Below are 22,253 nucleotides of genomic sequence, written 5' to 3'. Positions count from 1 at the left end.
CGCGATGGACATCTCCTATCACAAGCATTTCTCCGGCAATCTCGGCCGCGACATGGAATACAAGCGCTACGGCCATGCCGGCCGGCCGGTGGTGGTGTTCCCGACGTCGCAGGGGCGGTTCTACCAATTCGAGGATTCCGGAGGGGTTGGAGCGCTGGCCGAATTCATCGATACCGGCCGCATCCAGCTGTTCGCGGTCGACGGCGTCGATTCGGAATCGTTCTTCAACAAGCATGCCGGCGCCGCCCACCGTATCGGTCGCCACGAGGCTTATTTCCGATATGTGCGCGAGGAGGCNAGGAGGCGCTGCCGGAGTTTCTGGCGACCGCCGAGCAAGCCAATGGCGGGCGCAAATTAAAGCCGCTGTTCACCGGCTGTTCGATGGGCGGTTATCATTCCTCGAACTTCGTCTTTCGCTTTCCCGAACTCGCCAGCGGCGTCATCGCGCTGTCGGGCGTCTATTCGGCGGGCGACTTCTTCGGCAAGGTGCTGGAAGGCGACATTTTCTACAATTCGCCGCTCGACTATCTGCCCGGCATCGTAGACCCAAAACTGCTTGCCCGGCTGAAGTCGCTGAGGATGATCTTCTGCTGCGGGCAGGGCGCCTGGGAAGAGCGGATGCTGGTCGAGACCCGCAGGCTGGAACAGATCCTGCGCGACAAATCCATTCCCGCCTGGGTCGACTATTGGGGCGGCGATGTCAGTCATGACTGGCCATGGTGGCACAAGCAGCTGGTCTATTTCTTCGGCCGCTGGCTGGATGATGATCTGATGCACCGGCTCGATTGATGACCACACCCGAACCTATCCGCCGCTTTATCGAGGCCACCAATGCGGGTGATAGCGAAGCCGTTCTCCACACGTTCACAGCCGACGCGTCCCTGACCGACTGGGGGCGGTCCTTCCAAGGCCGCCAGCAGATCGCGCGCTGGAACCAGTCGGACAATATCGGCGTGAAGTCCAATCTTCGCATTGTCCGCATCGCCGAGGTCGAGGGCAGCTACCGCGTCCGCATTGCCGTGAAAGGCAATGGCTTCAACGGCGAGGGTGACATGACCTTCGTGCTGGACGGCCACCGCATAGCGAGCCTCGTCATCTCCTGACGCGGCTCAGCTACCCTTCCTGGCAAACCGGCAGAGCAATGGTCTCGTGTTCCACCGCCGATCCACGGCGCAAGCCGAGAAAGACGACAAGGGCGGTGACGATGGTGATTGCCGCCAGCACGATCAGCAGCCTGTCGAACGCGATCTCATAGGCCTGGACCAGGACCGTGGCTCCGGCACCCGGCAAGCGGGCTGCCGCTTCGCCGATGTTGCCGGTCACCAGCAGCTGCGCGGCGGCGGTTGCATCCAGGGAAGACGCCGTTCCCTGAGCCGCCAGTTGGGCTGCCGTGAAACCCGACAGGACTGCCATGACGATCGCCAGCGCCACGCCTTCGCAAGCGACGCGGGTGGTGTTGAAGATGCCGACCGCCATGCCGGCACGCTCTTTCGGCACGACGCCGACGGCAAGTCCGTCCATCAGCCCCCAGGGCAAGGCGATGCCGACGCCGATGAGGATCAGCGGCGCCACCAGCGCTGCGACGACAGGCGGTGTCAGGCTCAGCCAGACAAGGCCGCCGGCGGCCACAAGCAGGCCGACACCGCAGATCGTTGCCGGAGCGATCCAGCGCGCTACCTGGCCGGCGAGCAGTGGCAGGATCAACAGCGGTCCCGACAGGCAGATCATCAACTGCCCCGCCTTGATCTCGCTCATCCCCTCGATGCCGATGAAGCGGATAGGCAACAGCACCAGCAGGACGACGAAGCCATAGGCGGGAGCGGCCGCCAGGAACTGGACGCCGACGAAGCGGGGAAAGCGGAACAGCGAGAGATCGAGCATCGGCCGGCGCACGCGCCGCTCGACGACGACGAAAGCGGCAAAGCAAAGGGCGGCCGCCACGAGAAGCCCGATCACCAGGGGATCGGTCCAGCCGCTCTGCGGCGCTTGCAGCACGCCGTAGGTCAGCGATGCCAGCGCGATCGTAAAGGTGCCGGCTCCCGCCCAGTCGAGGCCGGTCGCATCCGGATCGCGCGATTCCCTGATGGTGCGCAGGCCGAGCAAAGCGGCTGCAATCGCGAGCACTGCCACCAAGACGAAGATCGATCGCCAGCCGAAAGCATCTATGAGCAGGCCCGACGCGATCGGCCCAAAAGCGAGGCCGATGCCGAAACTGGTGCCGAGGAAGGAGAAGGCGCGCAGCCGCAATGGCCCATCGAATTCCTGGGCAAGAGCGGAGGCGCCGCCGGCAAAGGCGGCGGCACTGCCGAGCCCTTGCGCAGCCCTGAGCACATCGAACCAGACGATATCAGGGGCAAACATCGATCCCAGCGATGCCAGCACATAGGTGGCGAGGCCAACAAGGAAGAGCCGCTTGCGGCCATGATTGTCGGCCAGCGCGCCTGATGCCATCAAGGTGGCGGCGAAGGTCAGCATGAAGGCGTTGGTCACCCAGTTGAGCGCGATCGGGCTGCCGCCGAGGTCGGCCGCAATGCGGGAAAGCGCGACGGCCGGGCCGGTGAAGGTCAAGGGCATTGTCATGGCGGCAAGGCATACCGACAACAGGACAAGCCATGGCGCGACCGCGCCGTTTGTGGTCTTCGAGGTCATGGATTTCCTATCTGAACCAGGATCCGCCGGCCTGCCGCAAGCTTGCTGCGCCGGTCGTAACGGGAAGATAGGCTCGCGACACTTCGAGAAAAATAGTGTTAAATCTCCAGATATACCGGACTGAAACGCTCGAATGGAGAGATGCGATGGAACGCCTCAATGGGCTCCTGGCCTTTGCCCGCACGGCTGAGTTCGGCAGCTTCATCGCTGCGGGCCGCACGCTCGGCATCTCGGCATCGGCCGTCGGCAAGAGCGTCGCCAGGCTCGAGCAGGATCTCGGCGTAAGGTTGCTTCAGCGCAGCACGCGCCGCATCGGCCTGACCGAAGAGGGCAAGCTGTTCAACGAGCGGGTGCGGCGCATCCTCGACGACATCGACGATGCCGAGGCGATGCTGTCGCGGAGCCGCGAAACACCGCATGGGCGGCTGCGCGTTTCGACGCCGATCGTGACCTATCATTTGCTGTTCCCGGTGCTGTCCGAGTTCATGGCGCGCTATCCCGAAATCGAACTCGACATCGACTTTAACGACCGCATCGTGGACCTCATCGACGAAGGCGTCGACATCGCGATCCGCAGCGGCGACCTGCCGGATTCGCGCTTGGTGGCGCGGCCGCTTGCACCCTTCCGGCTGCTGTTGTGTGCGGCACCCTCCTATATCGAGCAGCACGGCAACCCGAGCCGCCCGGACGATCTCGTGAACCATTACGGCATCCGCTTCCGCTTTCCCAACAGCGGCGAGCTGCAAGGCTGGCCGTTCATCGGCGGCAGCGCCGAGCCGCAGGTCCGCTCGATGCTGACCTGCAACAACACGGAGGCGCTGAAGGGCGCCACGATGGCCGGGCTCGGCATCAGCTCGATGCCCGATTTCTTGGTCCGCGAGGCGCTGCGTGACGGCCTGCTGCGCACGGTGCTGGACGACCATGTCGACGGCCGCGGCCAGTTCCGGTTGCTTTGGCCGTCCAATCGCCATTTGTCGCCAAAGGTTCGCGCCTTCGTCGACTTTCTTCCCGACCGGCTTGCCGCGACGCTGAGCGGCTCTTGAATTAGTCCTTCGCGGCCGACAGCGACGGCGACAGCAAGGAACAGCGGCGCTTCTCAGTAGGTGGCGCGGCCGCCGGAGAGATCGAACGTTGCGCCGGTGGTGAAGGAATTTTCGTCCGATAGCATGAAGGCGATCATCGCAGCCGCCTCTTCGACTTCGACGAACCGGCCTCGCGGCACCTTGCCCAGCATGTAGGCGACCTGGGCCTCAGTGAGCTGTTCGAGGATGCGGGTGCGGGCGGGCGATGGGGTCAGCGCGTTGACGGCGATGTCGTGGCCAGCCAACTCCTTACCGAGCGATTTTGTCAGCGCGAGCACGCCGGCCTTGGCGGCGGAATAGGCGGCGGCATTCGGATTGCCTTCCTTGCCTGCGACCGAGGCGATGTTGACGATGCGGCCGTAGCTGCGCGCGATCATGCCGGGCACCAGGCGCTTGCAGCAGTAGAAGACGCCGTTGAGGTCGATGTCGATTATCTGGCGCCAGGCGGCAGGATCATAATCCGCCACCGTCGCTGCCGGTCCGGCGATGCCGGCATTGTTTACCAGCAGATCGACCGGACCAAGCGAGCGCTCGGTTTCGGTCGCGGCGCTGTCGACGGCCTCCATCAGCGATTGATCGCACAGCAAACCCTCGACCCGGCCGAGCGGGGCGAGTTCGGAAACGGCCTTCGCCATTGCGGTCTCGTCCACATCCCAGATGGCGACGCTGGCGCCCGATGACAGCAGTCGCCGGGCGACAGCAAGGCCGATGCCTTGCGCGCCGCCGGTCACCACGGCGACCCGGCCTGAGAGATCGACGGCATTCACACGACGTTTCATGGGCACTTTTCCTCTTCCCTGGATATTTGAATCTCAGTCCCTGACGGCTCTCGCCACCAGCCGCGCTATGCTCGGCCCGGCGATGAGCACGACCAGGAAGCGGGTCGACTGCAAGGCCATGACGAAGGATATGTCGACGTTCTGCGCGGCGGCGGCAATGATGGCGACGCTGTCCATGCCGCCGGGGCTGGTCGCGAGATAGGCGGTCAGCGGATCGATACCAAGGACGTGGCTGATCAGCCAGGCTAGCCCGCCGCAAAAGGCGATCAGCACGACGATAGAGCCGACGATCTGCGGCAGCGCCCGTGTCGCATGACGCAGGATCGCCCGGGTAAAATTCAGCCCTATCGACCAGCCGACCATCGCATAGGAGAGCGCCAGCAGCCATGGCGGCAATTGCATCGCCACGCCGAAGCCGAGATGGACGATGGTGCCGATGATGAAGGTGCCGAGGAAGAAGGGTGACGGCAGCCGGCACAACCGGCCGAGCAGGCCGCCGACCAGCGCCACGCCGAGCGTGGCGGCAAAGGCTGCCGGTTCGATCGGCGGGAACCAGACGATGGCTGGTACCTCGATGCCCGAAGTGTCGACCCACATCTTGGCGACGAGTGCTGCCGTCATCGAGACGAAGATGACGCGCAGATACTGCATGAAGGCGACGAGGCGCTGATCGGCGCCGAAGGCACCGGCCATCAGCACCATGGCAGTGGCAGCACCCGGCGACGAGCCCCAGACCGCGGTGGTGCCGGGCAGGATGCGCCAGCGGCTGATCAACCAGCCAAGCAGGCTGGACGCCGCAAGGGTCGCCAGCACCACGACAAGGACCAGCGGCCATTCCTTGTAGAACACCGAAAAAATGTCGGTGGAGATCGACGCCGCGACCAGACAGCCGACCAAGGCCTGGGCGGCGGCGAACAGCGGCCGCGGCACGCGCACCGTGGCGCCATTGGTGCCGGAAAGGATCGCCGCCAGCATCGGGCCGATCAGCAGCGCCGCCGGCAGTGCGGCGTATTCCAGCGCGCCGGCGAACAGCAGCGAGACGATCAGCAGCACCAGCCACTGCCGAACCGGACGCATGCGCGCCATGCGTTCGACGGCCGGTTGGTCTGGCGAAGAGTCCATGTTTGGGTCTTAGACCTGGAAGAGAAAAATGCGAACGCTGTCTCGGACGAAATTCACGACCCCGACCCCGCGTTGGGATTCACTCGTTCTTGATGGCGGGCAGGCCGAAACCGCCGGCCGGATGGGTCTCGACCTGGAATTCGAAGCCGGCGATGATCGGTCGGGCCTTGGCGATCGCTGCCTGGACCTCCGGCAGCTGCAGCGAAGCCTTGTGGCTTGCGGCGTCGGTCCACACTTCGGTCACCCAGATCGCGTCGGCATCGGCCGGGTCGCGGGCGATGACATAACTCAGGCAACCCGGCATGGCGCCGGTCGAGGCGAGCAGCACATCCATGATCGCGTCGCGCTGGCCGCGCGCCGCCCGCATCTTTCCGATCAATCCGTACATTGCCTCTCCCCTTTCTTCCAACCTCAGCAAACGTGCGCACGACATGCATGGTTGCGAGACGCAGTATGCAATTGCCGGCTCACGGCATCAACTGGCCACCGTTCACCTCGATCACCTGGCCGGTGATGTAACCACTCAGGAGATCGGAGGACAGGAAGAGATAGGCGCCGACGCAGTCTTCGGCCGTGCCGGCACGCCCTTGAGGAATGGTGGCGACCATGCCCTTCATCTGCTCGTCGGTGGAATAGCGCTCATGGAAGGGTGTCGCGATGGTGCCCGGCGCCACCGCGTTGACGCGGATGCCGAAGCCGATCAGTTCCTTGGCCATGCCGCGCGTCACATTGGAGACAAAGGCCTTGGCCGAACCGTACAGCCCGGCGCCGCCGCCAGCGCCATTGCGCGCCGCGATCGACGAGGTGTTGACGATGAAGCCGCCCTGCTTCTTCAGCCATGGCATCGCCTTGCGCGAGGCCGTCAGCACCGAGCGGGCGTTGAGGTCCATCACCGCGTCGTAGTGCGCCTCGGTCTGCTCAGCATAGGGCACGCGGCCGAGCATGCCGCCGGCATTGTTGACCAGCCCGTCGAGCCGGCCGAATTTTTCGGCGCTCTCCTCGACTACCCGCTCGACATCGGCTGCCTGTGAGAAGTCGCCCTGTGTCAGGAACACCTCACCGCCGCTGTCGCGGATGGTTTTGGCCAGCGTTTCTGCGGCCTTCCGGCTCGAATTGTAGTGCAGCGCGACCCGGCATTTCTGGGCGGCGTAGGCCAGTGCAAGGGCGGCACCGATGCCGGTCGAAGCGCCGGTGACCAGCACCGCTTTGCCGGCAAGATCGGGGATGACGAGGGTGGTCGCAGTCATGAGCACTTTCCTTCGGGCTGTTTGGCCACCCTTCGTAGGCTCTCATGGCCTTCACGTTCAAGCCCGTGGCGGCTCAGGGCCGGAGATAGGCGTAGCCCTGGCGCTGCAGTTCGGCGAGCTTGACGACGCCGCCCTTGTCGGCGGCGTGGAAGCCCTCGAGCAGGTCGGCAAGCGTGATCTCCATGCCTTGCATGGTGTTGCCGCAGGCATGCGGCTCAAGGCCCTGTTGGACAAGGCCGGCAAAGCGTCCCGAGATCGCCGCCGATAGGCCTTTCGACTTGAAGCCGGCAAGGGCCGGACCATGCACGACCAACACGATGTCGACATTGCCGCCGGTGCCTTCATAGTGGTTCTTGATGTTGCCGAGCACGAAGTTGACCTTATCGAGGTCGCTGAGGTGATAAGCGACCTTCGGTCTGTCTTCAGCGGCGGCGGCCCGGCTCAGCCCGAACAGGCCGGCGGCACCGGCAAGGCTGGCCCGGAACATGTCGCGTCGACGCATGGCATCCTCTCGGCTTGGCGCTCCCCGCAGATTGCGTGGCTGCGGCCATGATACTAGCATAAATTCACGTTACGTCCTGTCGATGCGAGGAGGGGGTCACATGGCGTTCAGGAAGTGGAAGGTTGTTGCCAGCGCTGGATTTGGCGCCGTGCTGCTCGGCGCGCTTGCGGGTTCGGCCGCGGCCGACGATGTGCTTAAATTACCCGAACTCAGCCCGAATGGCGCCGATGCCTGTTTCGGCCGCGTCTATGATGCGGCGCACCTCAAGGCGCATCCAAAGCAGAAGGTGGCGCGGATCTTCTTCCTCTATGGCCATGATCCGGTGAGCCATCCGAACGAGGAGCCGATGGCAAACGCCGACACCTCCTACAACGGTTTTCTCACCACCATGGTGCGCGGCGCCAAGGCGCCGCAATGGGCCGGCGGCTGGTGCAATCACGAGTCCGAGGACGGCAAGTCAGGTCCGATCCGCTGCGGCATGGACTGCGACCGCACCATGGCGTCGCTGAAGCTCGATGACAAAGGCCGCCTGATCCTCACCGACGTCTCGTCCGATCTCTATCTCGACGCCGGATCGGAAGACGAACTGGGCGAAGCCGAATATGACCGGCAGGCTCTGGGCTCGGAGGACAACAATTTCCGCCTCGACCCGATGCCGGCCGCAACCTGCCAGGCTGAATTCGCCAAGATCGACCCGATCGATCCGGCGCTTGGGGCTCCCTTGCGCGAGCGACTGAAGCCGGACCAGCCTTTCTGTTTCGGGCGAGACTACGATGCCGCGCATCTCTCCTCGCATCCCGACCAGGTGACGCAGTCGATCCGGGTCTTCCGCGGGCCGGTCGAACTCGCCTCCTTTGCCTCAGGCGATGTCGCCAACTGGCCCGACGGCTCCGATGTCGCCGTTTCGGTGACCACCAGGAAGAACGGGACGAAGGTCACGCAGACCTATTCCTGCCAGGGTGAAGCGGATCAATGGCGCTGCGCGGCCAGTTCGAAGATGAGCAACTTTTCCTGCGATATCGCGCAAAAGGAAATCTTCCTCAAGCGCGGGGCCAACGGCACCATGATGCTCGCCAATCCCAACAGCAGCCTGGCGATCGTCGATTTGTGCTCGGCGGATGGCAAGACCAAGTCCGATGACAAGGTCTACCGGTTGGAGGCTATGCCGCAGTCGACCTGCACTCGTTGAGTTCGATCTTGTCTATGACGCTACCATGGTATATATCTTTGCTATATCTCATTTGAGGATAGCACATGGACAAGGCAAAGGTGTTCTGGTCAGGCCGGTCACAGGCTGTGCGCTTGCCTAAGGAGTTTCGGTTCGAGGCAGACGAGGTTTCGATCCGTCGTCATGGGCAAACTGTCATCTTGGAGCCGCTTGCGCAGGATTGGGCATGGCTCGACCAGGTCATCGGACCGGTTGACGACGATTTCGTCCAGGGAGCGCTGGAGCGTCAGGATGGTCAGGATCGACCTGCTTTGGATGACCTCTTTAAGTGACCTACCTGCTCGACACCAATGCCGTCATAGCGGTCATCGCGGGCGACGAGGGTCTGCTGGCTTTGCTCAAACGGCATGCACCACAAGACTTTGCTCTCTCGGCGGTCGTTTTGCATGAGCTGTACTACGGCGCTGAAAAGAGCCAGCGAAAGGTCCAAAATCTGGCGCGCATCGAAGCCTTGCAGTTCCCGGTACTTGAATTCGACCGAGACGACGCGAGACATGCCGGTGAGATTCGTGCTGGGCTTGCGGCACTGGGAACCCCGATTGGTCCCTACGATGCGCTGATTGGCGGGCAGGCACGTGCTCGGGACCTCACGCTGATAACCCGCAATATCCGGGAATTCGAGCGGATCAAAGATCTCACTATCGAAACGTGGTAACTCGCCTCACGCGAACGGCACCGCCGTCGTGCCTTTCGGCAGCTTCGCCTCGTCGTCCGGTTCGACATGGATGGTGACGCGCACCGAGGGGATTTCGGCCTTCAGCGCGTCCTCGATGCGGTCGCAAATGACGTGGCTGGCGCCGACCGTCATGTCGGCGTCGACGACCAGGTGGAACTCGATGAAGGTGGCGCGGCCGGCGATGCGGGTCTTGAGGTCATGAACCTCCAGCGCGCCCTTGCAATTGGCCGAGATGATGTCGCGAATGTGCATGTGTTCGGTCGTGTCCACTGCGCGGTCCATCAGCCCGTTCATCGACGAGCCGATGACGTGCCAGCCCTGCCACAGGATGTTGAGCGCGACGATGACGGCAAGCGCCGGATCAAGGATCTGCCAACCGGTCAGGATAGCGCCGACGAGGCCGCCGAAGACGCCGACCGAGGTCACGACATCGGTCATGATGTGCCGGCCGTCGGCGACCAGCGCCGGTGATTTTGCGCTGCGCCCGGCGCGGATCAGCGTCCAGGCCCAGAAGGCGTTGATGACGGTGGCGACGCCGTTGATCACCAAGCCCTCCCAGGGTTGTTCGAGCGGGGTCGGCGTCTGCCAGGAGCGCCAGACCTCGTTGAGGATCAAAAGCGCGGCGAGCACGATCAGCACGCCTTCCAGCACCGCCGAAAAATACTCGGCCTTGTGGTGGCCGAACGGATGGTCCTGGTCGGCCGGCTTGTAGCTGACCAGGACCGCCCAATAGGCGGCGGCCGAGGCTATGACGTTGACGATCGACTCCAGCGCATCCGAATAGAGCGCAACGGAGCCGGTGACGTACCATGCGGCAAGCTTGAGCGCGAGCACCACGCAGGCGATGACAATCGACCAGAAGGCAAGGCTGGCGATCCTTTGCCTGGCCGCTGCCTTCGCTGCGATCGCCGCCATGTTGTCCGTCGCCGCCATCGTTTCTAAGCGGCCTTTTCCTTGGCTTTGCGCGGCAGATGCGCAACGATGTTTTCGATGATGCGCATGCCGGCATTGTGGCCGAGCGTCATGATCGATTCCGGATGGAACTGGACGGCGGCGATCGGCTCCTTGCGGTGTTCGAAGGCCATGATGATGCCATCCTCGGTCTCGGCGGTGACGATGAAATCGTCGGGCAGCCGCACCGGATCGGCAAAGATCGAGTGGTAGCGGCCGACGGTCACTTCCTTGGGCAGGCCGGAGAAGATGATTCCGGGCTTGGAGACGCGGATGCGCGACGGCTTGCCGTGCATCGGCACGTGCAACTGCCTGAGTTCGCCGCCATAGGCCTCGGCCAGCGCCTGCAGGCCAAGGCAGACACCGAAGATCGGCAGGTCGCGGGCGCGGGCGTTCTTGATGGTCGCGGCGCAGTCGAAATCCTTCGGCGTGCCCGGTCCGGGCGACAGCACGACGAGATCGGGCTTCAGCCGTTCGAAGACTTCTTCCGGCACCGGCGAACGCACGGTCGAGACATTGGCACCGGTCTGGCGGAAATAGTTGGCCAGTGTGTGGACAAAGGAGTCTTCGTGGTCGACGAGCAGGATGTTGACGCCGTCGCCGACGCGCGCGGTGGTGCGTTCGGCGCCTGCGGCATTGCCCAATTTGGCGTCGCGAATGGCGGAGAGCATGGCGGATGCCTTCAGTTCGGTTTCGGCTTCTTCTTCCTCGGGGATGCTGTCGAAGAGCAATGTGGCGCCGGCTCGCACCTCGGCAATGCCGTCCTTGATGCGGATGGTGCGGAGCGTCAGGCCGGTGTTCATGTCGCCGTTGAAATTGACCATGCCGATGGCGCCGCCATACCAGGCACGCGGGCTCTTTTCGTTCTGCTCGATGAAGCGCATCGCCCACAGTTTCGGCGCACCGGTGACGGTGACCGCCCAGGCATGCGACAGGAAGGCGTCGAAGGCATCCATGCCTTCGCGCAGGCGCCCTTCGATGTGATCGACGGTGTGGATCAGGCGTGAATACATCTCGATCTGGCGGCGGCCGATGACGCGCACCGAGCCCGGATCGCAGACCCTGGACTTGTCGTTGCGGTCGACGTCCGAGCACATGGTCAGCTCGGATTCATCCTTCTTGGAATTGAGCAGCTTCAGGATCTGCTCGCTGTCGGAAATGGCGTCGTCGCCGCGCTTGATGGTGCCGGAGATCGGGCAGGTCTCTACGCGGCGGCCGTTGACGCGCACGAACATTTCGGGCGAGGCGCCGATCAGATACTCGTTTTCGCCGAGATTGATGAAGAAGGAATAGGGCGACGGGTTGATCGACTTCAGCTTGCGCGAGATTTCGGAAGGCTGCGTCTCGCAGCGTTCGTAGAACATCTGCCCGGGCACGACCTCGAACAGGTCGCCGCGCTTGAAACTGTCCATCGCCTTGCGCACCAGATTGGCATATTCGCCCGGCTCATGGTCGCCGCGCGGCGGGATGCGGTCGGCGGTCTTGAACGGTTCGGCAATTTCGTCCCGCGGCAGCCCCTCGGTTGAAAAACCGTCGCCGGAATAGTCGTAGCGGTCGGTCCAGGCCTTGGTCGAATAATGGTCGACGACCAGGATCTCGTCAGGCAGGAACAGCACGAGATCGCGCTGGCTCTGTTTGCGCTCGAGCTTGTAGTCGACTGGATCGAACTGGAAGGCGAGGTCGTAACCGAAGGCGCCGTAAAGGCCGAGATTGGCGTCTTCATCGGTCTTGAACAAAGCGGTGATGGCGCGCAGCACAGTAAACACAGAGGGGACGCGGCTGCGCTCTTCCTCGGTGAAGACGCGGCCGGGCTTGGCGACATCGAGGCGGATCAGCTTTTTCGAGGTTTCAGCAATCGTCACCTCGGTAATGCCGGCCAGCGTCTTGCCGATCACCGGCAGCAGCACTTCGCCACGGCCGTTCAGCGCCTCGATGCGCATGGCGCGGCCACGCGCGGAAATCACCAGCGGCGGATCGATGATGGCCGTATCCCAGCGTGTGTAGCGGCCCGGATATTCGTAATTCGAAGAAAACACCGCACCACGGCGCGAGTTCAAGCCATCGACATAAGCGTCGATCGCACCGGCGTAAGGCTTGTCGTGGCGTTCGCGGGTGATGGTGACACCACCTGCGGTCACGAAGCTTTCCGCGCCGTTTTCCAGAGCCTTCATCGTCATTGCCGTCTCCATATGGCTTGTTGGGGCAACGGACCCGGGAATGGCTTTGAAAAAACAAATGGCCGCCCGGACATTCCGTTGCGGCCACCCTCTATTTTCACGCGCACGCGTTCGAACAGGCCGCTGTCAGCGAGCCCACCACCAAATGGTCTTGATCGAGCGCATGTTCATGGGCGAAATCCATAGCGGCGAATAGCCGGATGCGCAACAGGTTTGAAAGGCCTGTTTGTGGCCGCCGCTTCTGCAGCCCATGGCACATCGCCAAGGCTTGGGGTCCTGCCTAGACTGTTCGTCCAACATCGGAAAGACGGGAAGACAGCAATGACCGAGCAGATCGAGCGCGCACGCAGGTTCCATGCGCTCCACGTCAGGGGCAACCCGATCGTTCTCTACAATGCCTGGGATCCGGGCTCGGCCAAGATCGTCGAGAGGGCGGGCGCCAAGGCGATCGCCACCGGCAGCTGGCCGGTCGCGGCTGCTTTTGGTTATGCCGATGGCGAGAAAATCCCGCTGGAGCTGGCGCTGGACAACATCAGGCGCATCGTCGCGGCAGTCGACCTGCCGGTGACCATGGACCTCGAAGGCGGCTACGGCGTCGAGCCGGAGACTGTCGCCCAGACGGTGACACGTGCCCTGCAGGCCGGCGCCATCGGTTTCAATTTCGAGGACCAGATCGTCGGCGGCGCCGGCCTGCACGACATCGCCATACAGGTGAAGCGGATCGAGGCGGCAGCGGCGGCGGTGAAGGCTTCCGGCATTCCCGCCTACATCAACGCCCGTACCGACATTTTCCTCAAGGCCAAGCCGGATGTGCATGACAGCGTGCTGCTCGACCAGGCCATCGAGCGGGCGCACGCTTATGAAAAGGCAGGAGCGAGCGGCTTCTTTGCGCCGGGGCTCGGCGACGAGGCTCTGATCGAGGCGCTGTGCAAGGCCACCGTGCTGCCGGTCAACATCATCGCGCTGGCGCATGTGCCGCCGCGCCAGCGCCTGGCCGAGCTTGGTGTCGCCCGTGTCAGCCACGGCCCGGTGCCGTACCGGCAAATGGCCGAATGGCTGGAGGCCAAGGCGCGGCTGGCGATTTCGGGTTAGCTCAGTCCTCCAGCGTGCCTGACCTCGCGTCGGCGCTCTTCTTGTTGCCGACCAGCTTCAAGAGATCCTCGCCGGCGCGGATGATGCGGCGTGAGCGGCGGGTCAGGATGACGCCGTCCTGCGGCGCCAGCACTTCGGTGCGGCCACCGGCCTCGCCCGGTGTGTGGACGATGGTGGCGAGGCGCGCGCCCTCGGCGACGCGGTCGCCGGGCTTGACGTCGTAGAGGATGGCGCCGGCCCGGGGCGCCGGCATCATGTCGATGTTCTCCAGCGGCGCGACGAGGCCCTTGAACGCGCCGGGTGCGGGAAGGGCGGTATCGGCGATGACGCCGCGCGCCGCCAGCAGCCGGTAGAGGCCTTCGGCATCGGAACTTGCCAGCGCGCCGTCGACATCCAGCATGCCACGGTATTCTACCGTGGTGGCAACGCGGCGGTCGAGCTTCGCCACGTTGGCGGGGACGTTCTGGTAGGGCATGATCGTGGCGCCCTCGAAGGTGCCGTCGGTGTCCTCGCTCCACAACACCACGGCGTCGATACCCATGGCGGCGGCGCAATCGGCCATCGCCGGCCACAGGCTGGCGTGGACGTAGAGATAGGCAAGGCCCTCGTCGTCGCAATGCAGGTCGAGCACGATGTCGTGGCCGAGCGACAGCTGCACCAGACGGGTCTTCAATCGCTGGTCGGGGGTGCCAAGCGTGGTGTCGGGCAAAAGCTTGGCGTCCGGTGCTGCGAGCAACGGAAAGCCGCGGTTGAAATTGTTGCGGGTGCCGAGATGAAAGCGGCCCTGGTGCTCGCCGAAATGATATTGGGCGCGGCCGATCGGATTGGCCCAGGGCACGACCGTGATGCTGCCCTTGATGCGGCCTTCGGCTTCGGCCTTGTTCAGCGCCGGCATCAGCGCGTCGATGGCGACGACACCAGGCAGTTCACCGGCGTGGAGTGCTGCCTGGAGATAGGCCGAAGGTGCTGCCTTGTCGGCGCCGGCGAAGCGGAACACCGGGAATTCGTAGGAAACGCCTTCGGTATCGCCGGCGATGCGTTCGATCGATTTCTGCATGGGATGCCTCCAGGATAAGAGGCAGAACACATGCACTTTTGCCGAAGGGCTGTCGATTGGTCCAGTTCGCGCCGCCATGGGCGCAATGGAATTATTCGGCGGCGGCCGGAACCGTCGTTATCGGCGCCGATCCTTCGAGCGCCTGCGAGACAACGGCTACGCTGACCGCCAGCAGGGCCAGCACCGCGCCGACCAGCGGCAAATGAGCATAGGAAACGCCGGCCGACAGAGCCACGCCGCCGATCCAGGCGCCGCTGGCATTGCCGATATTGAATGCGCCCTGGTTGAGCGTGGCGGCGAGGTTCGGCCCTTCCGAAGCCGCTTCGACGACGCGGATCTGCAGCGGCGGCACGACGACGAAGATCAGCAGTCCCCACAAGAAGACGACGCCGATGGCGACGCTGGCGATAGCGCCGAACTGCGTGAAGCCGACAAACAGAACTGCCATCAAAAGCAGCGTGCCGATGACCGTCGGCATCAATTTCCAGTCGGCCAGCCGGCCGCCGATGATGTTGCCTATGGTCATGCCGGCGCCGAACAGCAGCAGGACCCAGGTGACCGCGGAGGTCGACAGGCCGGAGACATCGGTAAGGTAGGGCTTGATGTAGGTGAAGACGGCAAACAGGCTGGCCGAGGCCAGCGAGGCGATCAGCATGGCGAGCCAGACTTGCAGCTTGCCCAGCACGCGCAGTTCGCTGCGCAGGCCGCCGCCGCTCGGTTCGGCGACATTGGATGGCACCAGCCAGGCGATGGCCGCAACAGAGATCAGGCCGATGCCGACGACGGCGAAGAAGGTGGAGCGCCAGCCGAAGGCTTCGCCAAGCGCGGTGCCGGCAGGAACGCCGAGAATGTTGGAGAGCGTCAATCCCGCGAACATCATCGCCATGGCGCTGGCGCGCTTGTTGCGCGGCACCAGGCTGGCGGCAACGACGGAACCAATGCCGAAAAAGGCGCCATGACCGAACGCGGTGAAGACGCGCGCGGCCATCAGAAGCCAGTAATTGGGCGCAATGGCGCAGAGCAGATTGCCGACGACGAACATCGCCGTCAGCGCGACCAACACTGGCTTGCGCGGCAGATGCGCGGTGGCCATGGCGACGATGGGTGCGCCGAAGACGACGCCCAGCGCATAGCCGGTGACCAGCAGGCCGGCCGAGGGGATCGACACGCCGAGATCGGCCGCAACCTCCGGCAACAGGCCCATGATGACGAATTCGGTGGTGCCGATGCAGAAGGACGCAATGGCAAGCGCAAGGATCGGCAAAGGCATGGAAAATCCAGACTGAATCGGTTCAATTCAGACTGAACGAGAAGCCTTGCCGCGCGCAATGCACATTGCTGCAACGCACCAATGCAGAAAGCGCTGAGCTTGACGCGGGGCTATGTCAGGCGAGCGGCTTCAGCTCCTGGGCGATGGTTGGCAACAGCTCCGAGACGTTGGGGTGGATATGCACGGCGCGCGCCAGCGTATCGACCGACGCCTTGGCGTACATCAGGTCGAGCACGCAGTGCACTGCCTCGTCGCCGCCGGGGCCGAGCACGGAGCAGCCGAGGATTTCCCTGGTGTCGGCATCGACCAGGATCTTCATGAAACCTTGCGTCTCGCCCTTTTCGATGGCGCGGCCGACGCGGGTCATTGGTCGCTGGCCGACCAGCGCCTTGCGCCCGGATTTCTTCACCGCCGCCTCGGTCATGCCGCAGCGGCCGAGCGGCGGATCGATGTAAAGCGCATAGGCCTCGATGCGGTCGCTGACCTTGCGCGGATCGTCGTCGAGCAGATTGGCGGCGACGATCTCATAGTCGTTGTAGGAGGTGTGGGTGAAGGCGCCCTTGCCGTTGCAGTCGCCCATCGCCCAGATGCCGGGCACGCTGGTGCGCAACTGGTCGTCGACGGTGACGAAGCCGCGCAGATCGACCGCGATGCCGGTCTTGTCGAGACCGAGATCGTCGGTGTTGGGGGTGCGGCCGAGTGCCAGAAGCACATGCGAGCCGACCGCCGGCGGCTTGCCGGACGAGAAGGTCACGGCGATGTCCTTGCCCTGTCTGGCAAAGCGGATGTCGTCGGCGCCGACATGGACTTCTATGGCTTCGTTTTGGAGGATCGATAGGATGGCCGCCGACACGTCCTCGTCCTCGCGGCCGGTCAGGCGCGAACTCTTCTCGATGACGGTGACTTCAGAGCCGAAGCGGCGAAACATCTGCGCGAATTCAAGAGAGATGTAGCTGCCGCCGACGACGATGAGATGGCGCGGCAAAACGTCGAGGTCCATCATCGAGGAGTTGGTGAGGTAGTCGACGTCGTTGACGCCGGGCAGGTCGGGCACTGAGGCGCGGCCGCCGGTGTTGAGGAAGATCTTTTCGGCGGTCAGAAGGTCGTCGCCGACACGCACGGTGTTGGCGGATTCGAAGCGGGCATGGCCGCGATAAAGCGTGCAGCCCTTCATGCCGGCGATCCACGTCTCCAGATTGCTGCGGGAGTCGTTTGTGACCTTGTCCTTGCGCGCCTTGATCCTCTTGTAGTTCACGCCGACAGGGCCTGAGAACGTCACGCCGTAGTCCGCGGCACGCCGCGCCAGATGCGCGGCATAGGCGCTGGCGACCATGGTCTTGGTCGGCATGCAGCCGGTGTTGACGCAGGTGCCGCCGACCAGCTTGCGCTCGATCAGCGCCACGCTCATGCCGGCTGACGTCAGCCGGCCGGCGAGAGGAGGGCCGGCCTGTCCGGCGCCGATGATGATGGCGTCGTATGTCTTGGCGTCTGAGGCTTGGGCAGTCATACCACCGCCGCCACGATCAGCAGGCCGCCGATGATCGCCACCGCGTCCTCGATGAGGGCGGCAGGCAAATCCTTGCCGAAGGCGGCGGCCAACCGGCCGCGCGCTTCGGCGCCGCCATAGGTGCCGATGACGGCGCCGATGGCGCCGGCAATCAGGCCGCCAATGGTGGAACCGGCAGTGGCGCCGATCACCGCGCCGCTGAAGGCGCCAAGCAGGATGCGGGCGCCGAATTGCTGCGGCACCTTGCGGCTCGGCGTCGAGGGCAGCTGGTCGGTGACCAGTTCGACGATGGCGAGGATGGTGAAGATACCGACGGCGGCCCAATGGCCCATGAAACTTGCCCAGGTGTCGGCCACCGGCAGCCAGCCGAGATAAGTGCCCCAGGCGATCGCGGCCGGCGCGGTCATGGCGCGAAGACCGGCAATGACGCCGATCAGAAGTGCAAGCAAATAGAGCATGTCGATCCCCTCGAAAGCAGGCCCGGGACTGGGCCACGAGGGCAAGCTAGCATAGGTCCTGCGTTTGACGAGAGTAGGCGATGGTGCTTCTTCCATCAGTGAGCATTGTACTTTGGTAAACAGTCGAACACGACGAAGGGACGGAGTCGCTGTGATGGCCGATAGCGAACGCACAAGGATGATTGCAGGCGAATGGTACACCTGCATCGACGACGAACTGGAGGCGCTGCGGGTGATCGCGCGCGATGCGGTGTTCGAGCATAATACGATACCGCCCCAGCAACGCGGCAATATCGGTCCAGCGCTGTCGGTGCTGCTCGGCAGCACGGGCGAGGGCGGCCGCATCGAGGCGCCGTTCCACTGCGCCTACGGTTTCAACATCCATCTCGGCGACGGCGCCTTCCTCAATGCCGGCTGCACCATCCTCGACACCGCGCCGGTGCGTATCGGCAGGCGGACGCTTCTCGGCCCAATGTGCAGATCTACTGCGCCGAGCACCACAAGGAGGCCGCGGGCCGTCAGGCGGGACTGGAGATTGCCCGGCCGGTCACCATTGGCAATGACGCCTGGATCGGCGGCAGCGCCATCATCCTCGGCGGCATCAGCATCGGCGATGGCGCCATAGTCGGCGCCGGCGCGGTGGTGACGCGCGACGTGCCTGACAACACCACGGTGGTCGGCAATCCGGCGCGGGCGGTCAAGCGGGGCTGAACTCGTCGTGGGCGGTCAGTATGAAGCCATGCGTGCCATGCGCTCGTCCGGACCGGCTCGCCGCGAGAATTCACGCCGGTATTGGGCCGGTGACGTCTTGAGCCGTGCGGCGAAATGCTGGCGCAGCGAGGTGGCGCTGCCGAAGCCGGCTTCGAAGGCCACCATGTCCATCGATTTTTCCGTCGCCTCCAGCAGCCGTTGCGCCAGTTCGATGCGTTGGCCGGCCAACCATTCGCCAAAGCTGGTGCCGATCGATTTCTGGAAACGGCGGGTGAAAGTGCGCCGGGTCAGGCCCGCGGCCTCCGCGACGCGGTCGAGGTTGTGCGTTTGTCCGAGCGTTGCCCGCACCGTGTCGAGCGCCAGGGTGAAGCGGTCGGTGGCCGGGGTTTTCGCCAGCGGGCGCTCGATGAACTGCGCTTGCCCACCCTGCCGGTGCGGCGACAGCACGATGTGCCTGGCCAGCCGCAGCGCTACCTCTGCGCCATAGCGGGCGCGCACAATGTGCAGGCAGCAATCGAGCCCGGCGGCGACGCCGGCCGAGGTGACGATGTCGCCGTCGTCGACATAGAGCACGTCGGCGTCGACTTCGATGTCCGGGTATAATGTTTGCAGCCGGTCGGTGGAGGCCCAATGTGTCGTCGCACGCCGGCCCGCAAGCAGCCCGGCGGCGGCAATGGCGAAGGTGCCGAGACAGAGGCCGACGATCACCGCACCGCGCCGGTGCGCGTGGGTGAGCGCTGCCAGGAGCGGCGGCGGAAGTGGGGCCTCGAGATCCTTCCAGCTCGGAATGATGACGATGTCGGCATCGTCGAATGCGGAAAGGCCATACGGCACCGCGATGGTCAGCCCGGCATCGGTGTGGATCGCTCCATCGTCGAGCGCGCAGACGCGAAAGTCGAAACGCGGCAAGCCAAGCTTGGTGCGGTCGGTGCCGAACACCACGCACGGCACGGAGAGGTGGAACGGGCTGATGCCGTCAAAGGCGAGAACGGCAATGATCGGGTCGGCCATGCGTGTTTCCAGCAAGCGAAAAGCGAATTGTCCCAATTCTTTCGAATGATGTCAATCGGGCCACTTTTGGCAGTCGGGCGATCCGTCTATTTTCGACCTGTCCCATTCAAGCCCGAAGGAGAACACCATGTCCGCCAATATCACGCCGCGCCGCGCACTCATCGTTATCGATGTCCAGAATGATTATGATGGCGGCAACCTCGCCATCCAGTATCCACCGTTCCGCGACAGCGTCGTCAATGTCGCGCGCGCTATGGATGCCGCCGCTGCGGCCGGCGTGAAGGTGGTGGTCGTCAAGCAGATGGCGCCCGAGACCTCGCCAGTCTTCGCCAAGGGCAGCCATGGCGGCGAACTGCATCCCGAGATCGCCCGGCGAAGCCGCGACCACTATGTCGAGAAGTCACTGCCTAGCGCCTTTGCCGGCACCGACCTCGAGGCGTGGCTGCGCGCCAATACCATCGATACGATAACGGTGATCGGCTACACGCATAATTGCGACCTGTCGAGCATCATCCACGCCGCGCATGTCGGCTTTGCGGTCGAGTTCCTGTCCGACGCCACCGGTTCGCTGCCTTACGCCAACGGCGCCGGCTACGCCTCGGCCGAGGAGATCCACCGCGTGGTGTCCATCATCCTGCAGTCGCGCTTTGCGGCCGTGCTCGAGACCGCCGAATGGATCGATTGCCTGAAGACCGGTGCTTTGCCCGAACGCGACACGCCCTATGCGTCCAACCAGCGCGCGCTGGCGCGCAACGCTGCATAGGCAAATCTGTCCCCGAAAAGCAAAAGGGCGGCCAGTGGCCGCCCTTCTTGGATCTCGCAACGATCTCGAAATTTTCAGAACAGGCCTTCGATCTGGCCGATCTCGTTGAGGAAGATTTTTTCCGAGGACGGCGCCTTGGGCAGGCCGGGCATGGTCATGACCTCACCGCAGATGACGACGACGAAGCCGGCGCCCGCCGAAAGCCTGACCTCGCGTACCGGCACGGTGTGCCCGGTCGGCGCGCCGCGCAGGTTCGGGTCGGTCGAGAAGGAATATTGGGTCTTGGCCATGCAGACCGGCAGGTGCCCGTAGCCGGCCTGCTCCCAGGCATGCAGCTGGTCGCGCACCGACTTGTCGGCGATCGCCTCGTCGCCGCGATAGATGCGCTGGACGATGGTGTTGATCTTCTCGAACAGCGGCATTGCGTCGGGATAGAGCGGCGCGAACTGCGAGGCGCCGGATTCGGCGATCTCGACGACCTTGCGCGCCAACTCCTCAATGCCGGCAGAGCCATTGGCCCAATGCTTGCACAGGATCGCCTCGGCGCCGAGCGAGGCGACGAAATCCTTCATCGCCTGGATTTCCACCTCGGTATCGGTGGTGAAATGATTGATCGCCACGATCGCAGGCACGCCGAACTGTTTCACATTCTCGATGTGGCGGCCCAGATTGAGGCAGCCCTTCTTGACTGCCTCGATGTTTTCCTTGCCGAGGTCTTCCTTCTTGACGCCGCCATTCATCTTCATGGCGCGCACCGTGGCGACGATGACGGCAGCCGCCGGCTTCAAACCCGCCTTGCGGCACTTGATGTCGAAGAATTTTTCAGCACCGAGGTCGGCGCCGAAGCCGGCTTCGGTGACGACGTAGTCGGCGAGCTTCAGCGCCGTCGTGGTGGCGACGACCGAGTTGCAGCCATGGGCGATGTTGGCGAACGGACCGCCATGGACGAAGGCCGGGTTGTTTTCCAGCGTCTGCACCAGGTTTGGCTGCATGGCGTCCTTCAGCAGCACCGCCATGGCGCCGTCGGCCTTGAGGTCGCGGGCATAGACCGGCGTCTTGTCGCGGCGGTAGGCGACGATGATGTCGCCAAGGCGCTTTTCCAGATCCTTGAGGTCGGTGGAAAGGCACAGGATAGCCATGACTTCCGAGGCGACGGTGATGTCGAAGCCGGCCTCGCGCGGATAGCCGTTGGCGACGCCGCCGAGCGAGCAGATGATTTCGCGCAGCGCCCGGTCGTTCATGTCCATGACGCGGCGCCAGGCGACGCGGCGGGTGTCGATGCCGAGCTCATTGCCCCAGTAGATGTGGTTGTCGATCAGCGCTGACAGAAGGTTGTGCGCCGTGGTGATGGCGTGGAAGTCGCCGGTGAAGTGGAGGTTCATGTCCTCCATCGGCACGACCTGCGCGTAGCCGCCGCCGGCAGCACCGCCCTTGACGCCGAAATTCGGGCCGAGCGAAGCCTCGCGGATGCAGACGATCGCCTTCTTGCCGATGCGGTTCAGACCGTCACCAAGGCCGACGGTGGTGGTCGTCTTGCCTTCGCCGGCCGGCGTCGGGTTGATGGCGGTGACGAGGATCAGCTTGCCGTCCTTGTTGGCCTTCACCGATTTGATGAATTCGGCCGAAATCTTCGCCTTGTCGTGGCCGTAGGGCAAAAGGTGCTCGGTCGGGATGCCGATCTTGGCGCCGATCTCCTGGATCTGCTTTTTCTTGGCGCCGCGCGCGATCTCGATGTCGGACTTCACTTCGGCCATGACGGCTTTCCTTCGGATTGGACGGTGGAGGGGACGGGTTTGATCTCACTCGCAGGCATGTTGAACCCGGGCGCGGGCATGTTCTAACCCTGTCGCTCCCGAGGCGTCAACTTGCATGCAACTATGTTTCCTATGAAGAAAGTGTCTCCGCGGCCGGCCGACCTGTCGCCGGTTCTTCCTGGCTCCGTTGCCGCGCCGTATAGAAGCCAGAGGACGC

The 22,253-nt window shown here is 64.0% G+C and carries 21 protein-coding genes and 2 pseudogenes; 9 read left to right on the top strand and 14 right to left on the bottom strand.

Annotation, left to right across the window (positions count from 1 at the left end):
- Positions 1-4: 4 nt before the first annotated feature.
- Positions 5-789: pseudogene (locus tag X728_RS1000000172265) on the top strand (hypothetical protein).
- Positions 789-1,103 (top strand): nuclear transport factor 2 family protein, encoded by a 315-nt coding sequence (locus tag X728_RS154090; protein WP_031192978.1) that lies wholly within the window; start codon positions 789-791, stop codon positions 1,101-1,103. Before X728_RS1000000172265 ends, X728_RS154090 begins: the two are co-directional and overlap by 1 nt.
- 10 nt (positions 1,104-1,113) lie before the next feature.
- Here X728_RS154090 and X728_RS154095 read toward each other — a convergent pair whose 3' ends face one another.
- A complete protein-coding gene (locus X728_RS154095; protein WP_023686183.1) occupies positions 1,114-2,649 on the bottom strand; it encodes an MFS transporter in 1,536 nt (511 codons plus the stop codon).
- Between the two features lie 146 nt (positions 2,650-2,795).
- On the opposite strand from X728_RS154095, the gene X728_RS154100 reads away from it, so the two are divergent.
- A complete protein-coding gene (locus X728_RS154100) occupies positions 2,796-3,692 on the top strand; it encodes a LysR family transcriptional regulator (RefSeq protein ID WP_023831448.1) in 897 nt (298 codons plus the stop codon).
- Positions 3,693-3,745: 53 nt separating this feature from the next.
- Here X728_RS154100 and X728_RS154105 read toward each other — a convergent pair whose 3' ends face one another.
- The 5 genes from X728_RS154105 to X728_RS154125 form a co-directional block, all read right to left on the bottom strand.
- Positions 3,746-4,498: an SDR family NAD(P)-dependent oxidoreductase gene (locus X728_RS154105; RefSeq protein WP_023669968.1), complete on the bottom strand. Its 753-nt coding sequence runs from the start codon at positions 4,496-4,498 to the stop codon at positions 3,746-3,748.
- Positions 4,499-4,543: 45 nt separating this feature from the next.
- Positions 4,544-5,632, bottom strand: a complete 1,089-nt coding sequence (locus tag X728_RS154110) for an AbrB family transcriptional regulator (RefSeq protein ID WP_023831447.1) — start codon at positions 5,630-5,632, stop codon at positions 4,544-4,546.
- 79 nt (positions 5,633-5,711) lie between these two features.
- The gene (locus X728_RS154115) at positions 5,712-6,020 is read right to left on the bottom strand and encodes a putative quinol monooxygenase (RefSeq protein ID WP_023691624.1); all 309 of its coding nucleotides are present in this window, start codon (positions 6,018-6,020) and stop codon (positions 5,712-5,714) included.
- 79 nt (positions 6,021-6,099) lie between these two features.
- The gene (locus tag X728_RS154120) at positions 6,100-6,879 is read right to left on the bottom strand and encodes an SDR family oxidoreductase (protein ID WP_023669971.1); all 780 of its coding nucleotides are present in this window, start codon (positions 6,877-6,879) and stop codon (positions 6,100-6,102) included.
- Positions 6,880-6,952: 73 nt separating this feature from the next.
- Positions 6,953-7,381: a DsrE family protein gene (locus X728_RS154125; RefSeq protein ID WP_023683648.1), complete on the bottom strand. Its 429-nt coding sequence runs from the start codon at positions 7,379-7,381 to the stop codon at positions 6,953-6,955.
- 100 nt (positions 7,382-7,481) lie between these two features.
- On the opposite strand from X728_RS154125, the gene X728_RS154130 reads away from it, so the two are divergent.
- The 3 genes from X728_RS154130 to X728_RS154140 all read left to right on the top strand — a co-directional run bounded on the left by X728_RS154130 (position 7,482) and on the right by X728_RS154140 (position 9,264).
- Positions 7,482-8,570 carry a hypothetical protein gene (locus X728_RS154130; protein ID WP_023751271.1) on the top strand — a complete coding sequence of 363 codons (1,089 nt, stop codon included), beginning with the start codon at positions 7,482-7,484 and terminating at the stop codon, positions 8,568-8,570.
- 65 nt (positions 8,571-8,635) lie between these two features.
- Positions 8,636-8,881: a type II toxin-antitoxin system VapB family antitoxin gene (gene vapB, locus X728_RS154135; protein ID WP_023724992.1), complete on the top strand. Its 246-nt coding sequence runs from the start codon at positions 8,636-8,638 to the stop codon at positions 8,879-8,881.
- Positions 8,878-9,264, top strand: a complete 387-nt coding sequence (locus X728_RS154140) for a type II toxin-antitoxin system VapC family toxin (protein ID WP_023744268.1) — start codon at positions 8,878-8,880, stop codon at positions 9,262-9,264. The genes vapB and X728_RS154140 overlap by 4 nt, the downstream gene beginning before the upstream one ends.
- A gap of 6 nt (positions 9,265-9,270) precedes the next feature.
- Here the strand turns inward: X728_RS154140 and X728_RS154145 are convergent, their stop codons facing one another.
- Positions 9,271-10,218, bottom strand: coding sequence for a cation diffusion facilitator family transporter (locus X728_RS154145; protein ID WP_023831446.1), 948 nt, complete (start codon positions 10,216-10,218; stop codon positions 9,271-9,273).
- A gap of 5 nt (positions 10,219-10,223) precedes the next feature.
- Entirely contained in the window at positions 10,224-12,413 is a 2,190-nt protein-coding gene (locus X728_RS154150; RefSeq protein WP_023686176.1) for an anthranilate synthase, read from the bottom strand.
- A gap of 321 nt (positions 12,414-12,734) precedes the next feature.
- Between X728_RS154150 and X728_RS154155 the strand changes: the two genes are divergently transcribed.
- Positions 12,735-13,505, top strand: a complete 771-nt coding sequence (locus tag X728_RS154155; RefSeq protein WP_023669978.1) for an isocitrate lyase/phosphoenolpyruvate mutase family protein — start codon at positions 12,735-12,737, stop codon at positions 13,503-13,505.
- Position 13,506: 1 nt separating this feature from the next.
- On the opposite strand, the gene X728_RS154160 is transcribed toward X728_RS154155, so the two are convergent.
- From X728_RS154160 to X728_RS154175, 4 genes are all read right to left on the bottom strand, one after another.
- Positions 13,507-14,562 carry a succinylglutamate desuccinylase/aspartoacylase family protein gene (locus tag X728_RS154160; protein ID WP_023804790.1) on the bottom strand — a complete coding sequence of 352 codons (1,056 nt, stop codon included), beginning with the start codon at positions 14,560-14,562 and terminating at the stop codon, positions 13,507-13,509.
- Between the two features lie 91 nt (positions 14,563-14,653).
- On the bottom strand, positions 14,654-15,832 hold the full coding sequence (locus X728_RS154165; RefSeq protein WP_023831445.1) for an MFS transporter: 1,179 nt from the start codon (positions 15,830-15,832) through the stop codon (positions 14,654-14,656).
- Between the two features lie 115 nt (positions 15,833-15,947).
- Entirely contained in the window at positions 15,948-17,339 is a 1,392-nt protein-coding gene (locus X728_RS154170; RefSeq protein WP_023831444.1) for an FAD-containing oxidoreductase, read from the bottom strand.
- A complete protein-coding gene (locus tag X728_RS154175) occupies positions 17,336-17,797 on the bottom strand; it encodes a membrane protein (RefSeq protein ID WP_023831443.1) in 462 nt (153 codons plus the stop codon). Before X728_RS154175 ends, X728_RS154170 begins: the two co-directional genes overlap by 4 nt.
- Positions 17,798-17,951: 154 nt before the next feature.
- On the opposite strand from X728_RS154175, the pseudogene X728_RS01000000166670 reads away from it, so the two are divergent.
- Positions 17,952-18,508, top strand: a pseudogene (locus X728_RS01000000166670) (sugar O-acetyltransferase).
- A gap of 15 nt (positions 18,509-18,523) precedes the next feature.
- On the opposite strand, the gene X728_RS154180 reads toward X728_RS01000000166670, so the two are convergent.
- A complete protein-coding gene (locus X728_RS154180; protein WP_023831442.1) occupies positions 18,524-19,519 on the bottom strand; it encodes a helix-turn-helix domain-containing protein in 996 nt (331 codons plus the stop codon).
- 127 nt (positions 19,520-19,646) lie between these two features.
- On the opposite strand from X728_RS154180, the gene X728_RS154185 reads away from it, so the two are divergent.
- Entirely contained in the window at positions 19,647-20,282 is a 636-nt protein-coding gene (locus X728_RS154185) for an isochorismatase family protein (RefSeq protein ID WP_023831441.1), read from the top strand.
- Between the two features lie 74 nt (positions 20,283-20,356).
- Here the strand turns inward: X728_RS154185 and X728_RS154190 are convergent, their stop codons facing one another.
- Positions 20,357-22,036, bottom strand: coding sequence for a formate--tetrahydrofolate ligase (locus tag X728_RS154190; RefSeq protein ID WP_023831440.1), 1,680 nt, complete (start codon positions 22,034-22,036; stop codon positions 20,357-20,359).
- Positions 22,037-22,253 lie beyond the last annotated feature (217 nt).

Origin of the sequence: Mesorhizobium sp. L103C119B0 (assembly GCF_000502235.1) — a bacterium.
Lineage (GTDB): Bacteria > Pseudomonadota > Alphaproteobacteria > Rhizobiales > Rhizobiaceae > Mesorhizobium.
Note: the sequence above shows the minus strand (reverse complement) of the source record. Positions and strands in the feature narration are given on the sequence as shown.

What these genes read in the sequence shown, in the direction of transcription:
- X728_RS154120 (WP_023669971.1), bottom strand. Translation starts at nt 6,879, where the DNA reads ATGACTGCGACCACCCTCGTCATCCCCGATCTTGCCGGCAAAGCGGTG.
- X728_RS154115 (WP_023691624.1), bottom strand. Translation starts at nt 6,020, where the DNA reads ATGTACGGATTGATCGGAAAGATGCGGGCGGCGCGCGGCCAGCGCGAC.
- X728_RS154175 (WP_023831443.1), bottom strand. Translation starts at nt 17,797, where the DNA reads ATGCTCTATTTGCTTGCACTTCTGATCGGCGTCATTGCCGGTCTTCGC.
- X728_RS154170 (WP_023831444.1), bottom strand. Translation starts at nt 17,339, where the DNA reads ATGACTGCCCAAGCCTCAGACGCCAAGACATACGACGCCATCATCATC.
- X728_RS154165 (WP_023831445.1), bottom strand. Translation starts at nt 15,832, where the DNA reads ATGCCTTTGCCGATCCTTGCGCTTGCCATTGCGTCCTTCTGCATCGGC.
- X728_RS154150 (WP_023686176.1), bottom strand. Translation starts at nt 12,413, where the DNA reads ATGACGATGAAGGCTCTGGAAAACGGCGCGGAAAGCTTCGTGACCGCA.
- X728_RS154180 (WP_023831442.1), bottom strand. Translation starts at nt 19,519, where the DNA reads ATGGCCGACCCGATCATTGCCGTTCTCGCCTTTGACGGCATCAGCCCG.
- X728_RS154090 (WP_031192978.1), top strand. Translation starts at nt 789, where the DNA reads ATGACCACACCCGAACCTATCCGCCGCTTTATCGAGGCCACCAATGCG.
- X728_RS154190 (WP_023831440.1), bottom strand. Translation starts at nt 22,036, where the DNA reads ATGGCCGAAGTGAAGTCCGACATCGAGATCGCGCGCGGCGCCAAGAAA.
- X728_RS154130 (WP_023751271.1), top strand. Translation starts at nt 7,482, where the DNA reads ATGGCGTTCAGGAAGTGGAAGGTTGTTGCCAGCGCTGGATTTGGCGCC.
- X728_RS154155 (WP_023669978.1), top strand. Translation starts at nt 12,735, where the DNA reads ATGACCGAGCAGATCGAGCGCGCACGCAGGTTCCATGCGCTCCACGTC.
- X728_RS154125 (WP_023683648.1), bottom strand. Translation starts at nt 7,381, where the DNA reads ATGCGTCGACGCGACATGTTCCGGGCCAGCCTTGCCGGTGCCGCCGGC.
- X728_RS154100 (WP_023831448.1), top strand. Translation starts at nt 2,796, where the DNA reads ATGGAACGCCTCAATGGGCTCCTGGCCTTTGCCCGCACGGCTGAGTTC.
- X728_RS154145 (WP_023831446.1), bottom strand. Translation starts at nt 10,218, where the DNA reads ATGGCGGCGACGGACAACATGGCGGCGATCGCAGCGAAGGCAGCGGCC.
- vapB (WP_023724992.1), top strand. Translation starts at nt 8,636, where the DNA reads ATGGACAAGGCAAAGGTGTTCTGGTCAGGCCGGTCACAGGCTGTGCGC.
- X728_RS154185 (WP_023831441.1), top strand. Translation starts at nt 19,647, where the DNA reads ATGTCCGCCAATATCACGCCGCGCCGCGCACTCATCGTTATCGATGTC.
- X728_RS154160 (WP_023804790.1), bottom strand. Translation starts at nt 14,562, where the DNA reads ATGCAGAAATCGATCGAACGCATCGCCGGCGATACCGAAGGCGTTTCC.
- X728_RS154110 (WP_023831447.1), bottom strand. Translation starts at nt 5,632, where the DNA reads ATGGACTCTTCGCCAGACCAACCGGCCGTCGAACGCATGGCGCGCATG.
- X728_RS154095 (WP_023686183.1), bottom strand. Translation starts at nt 2,649, where the DNA reads ATGACCTCGAAGACCACAAACGGCGCGGTCGCGCCATGGCTTGTCCTG.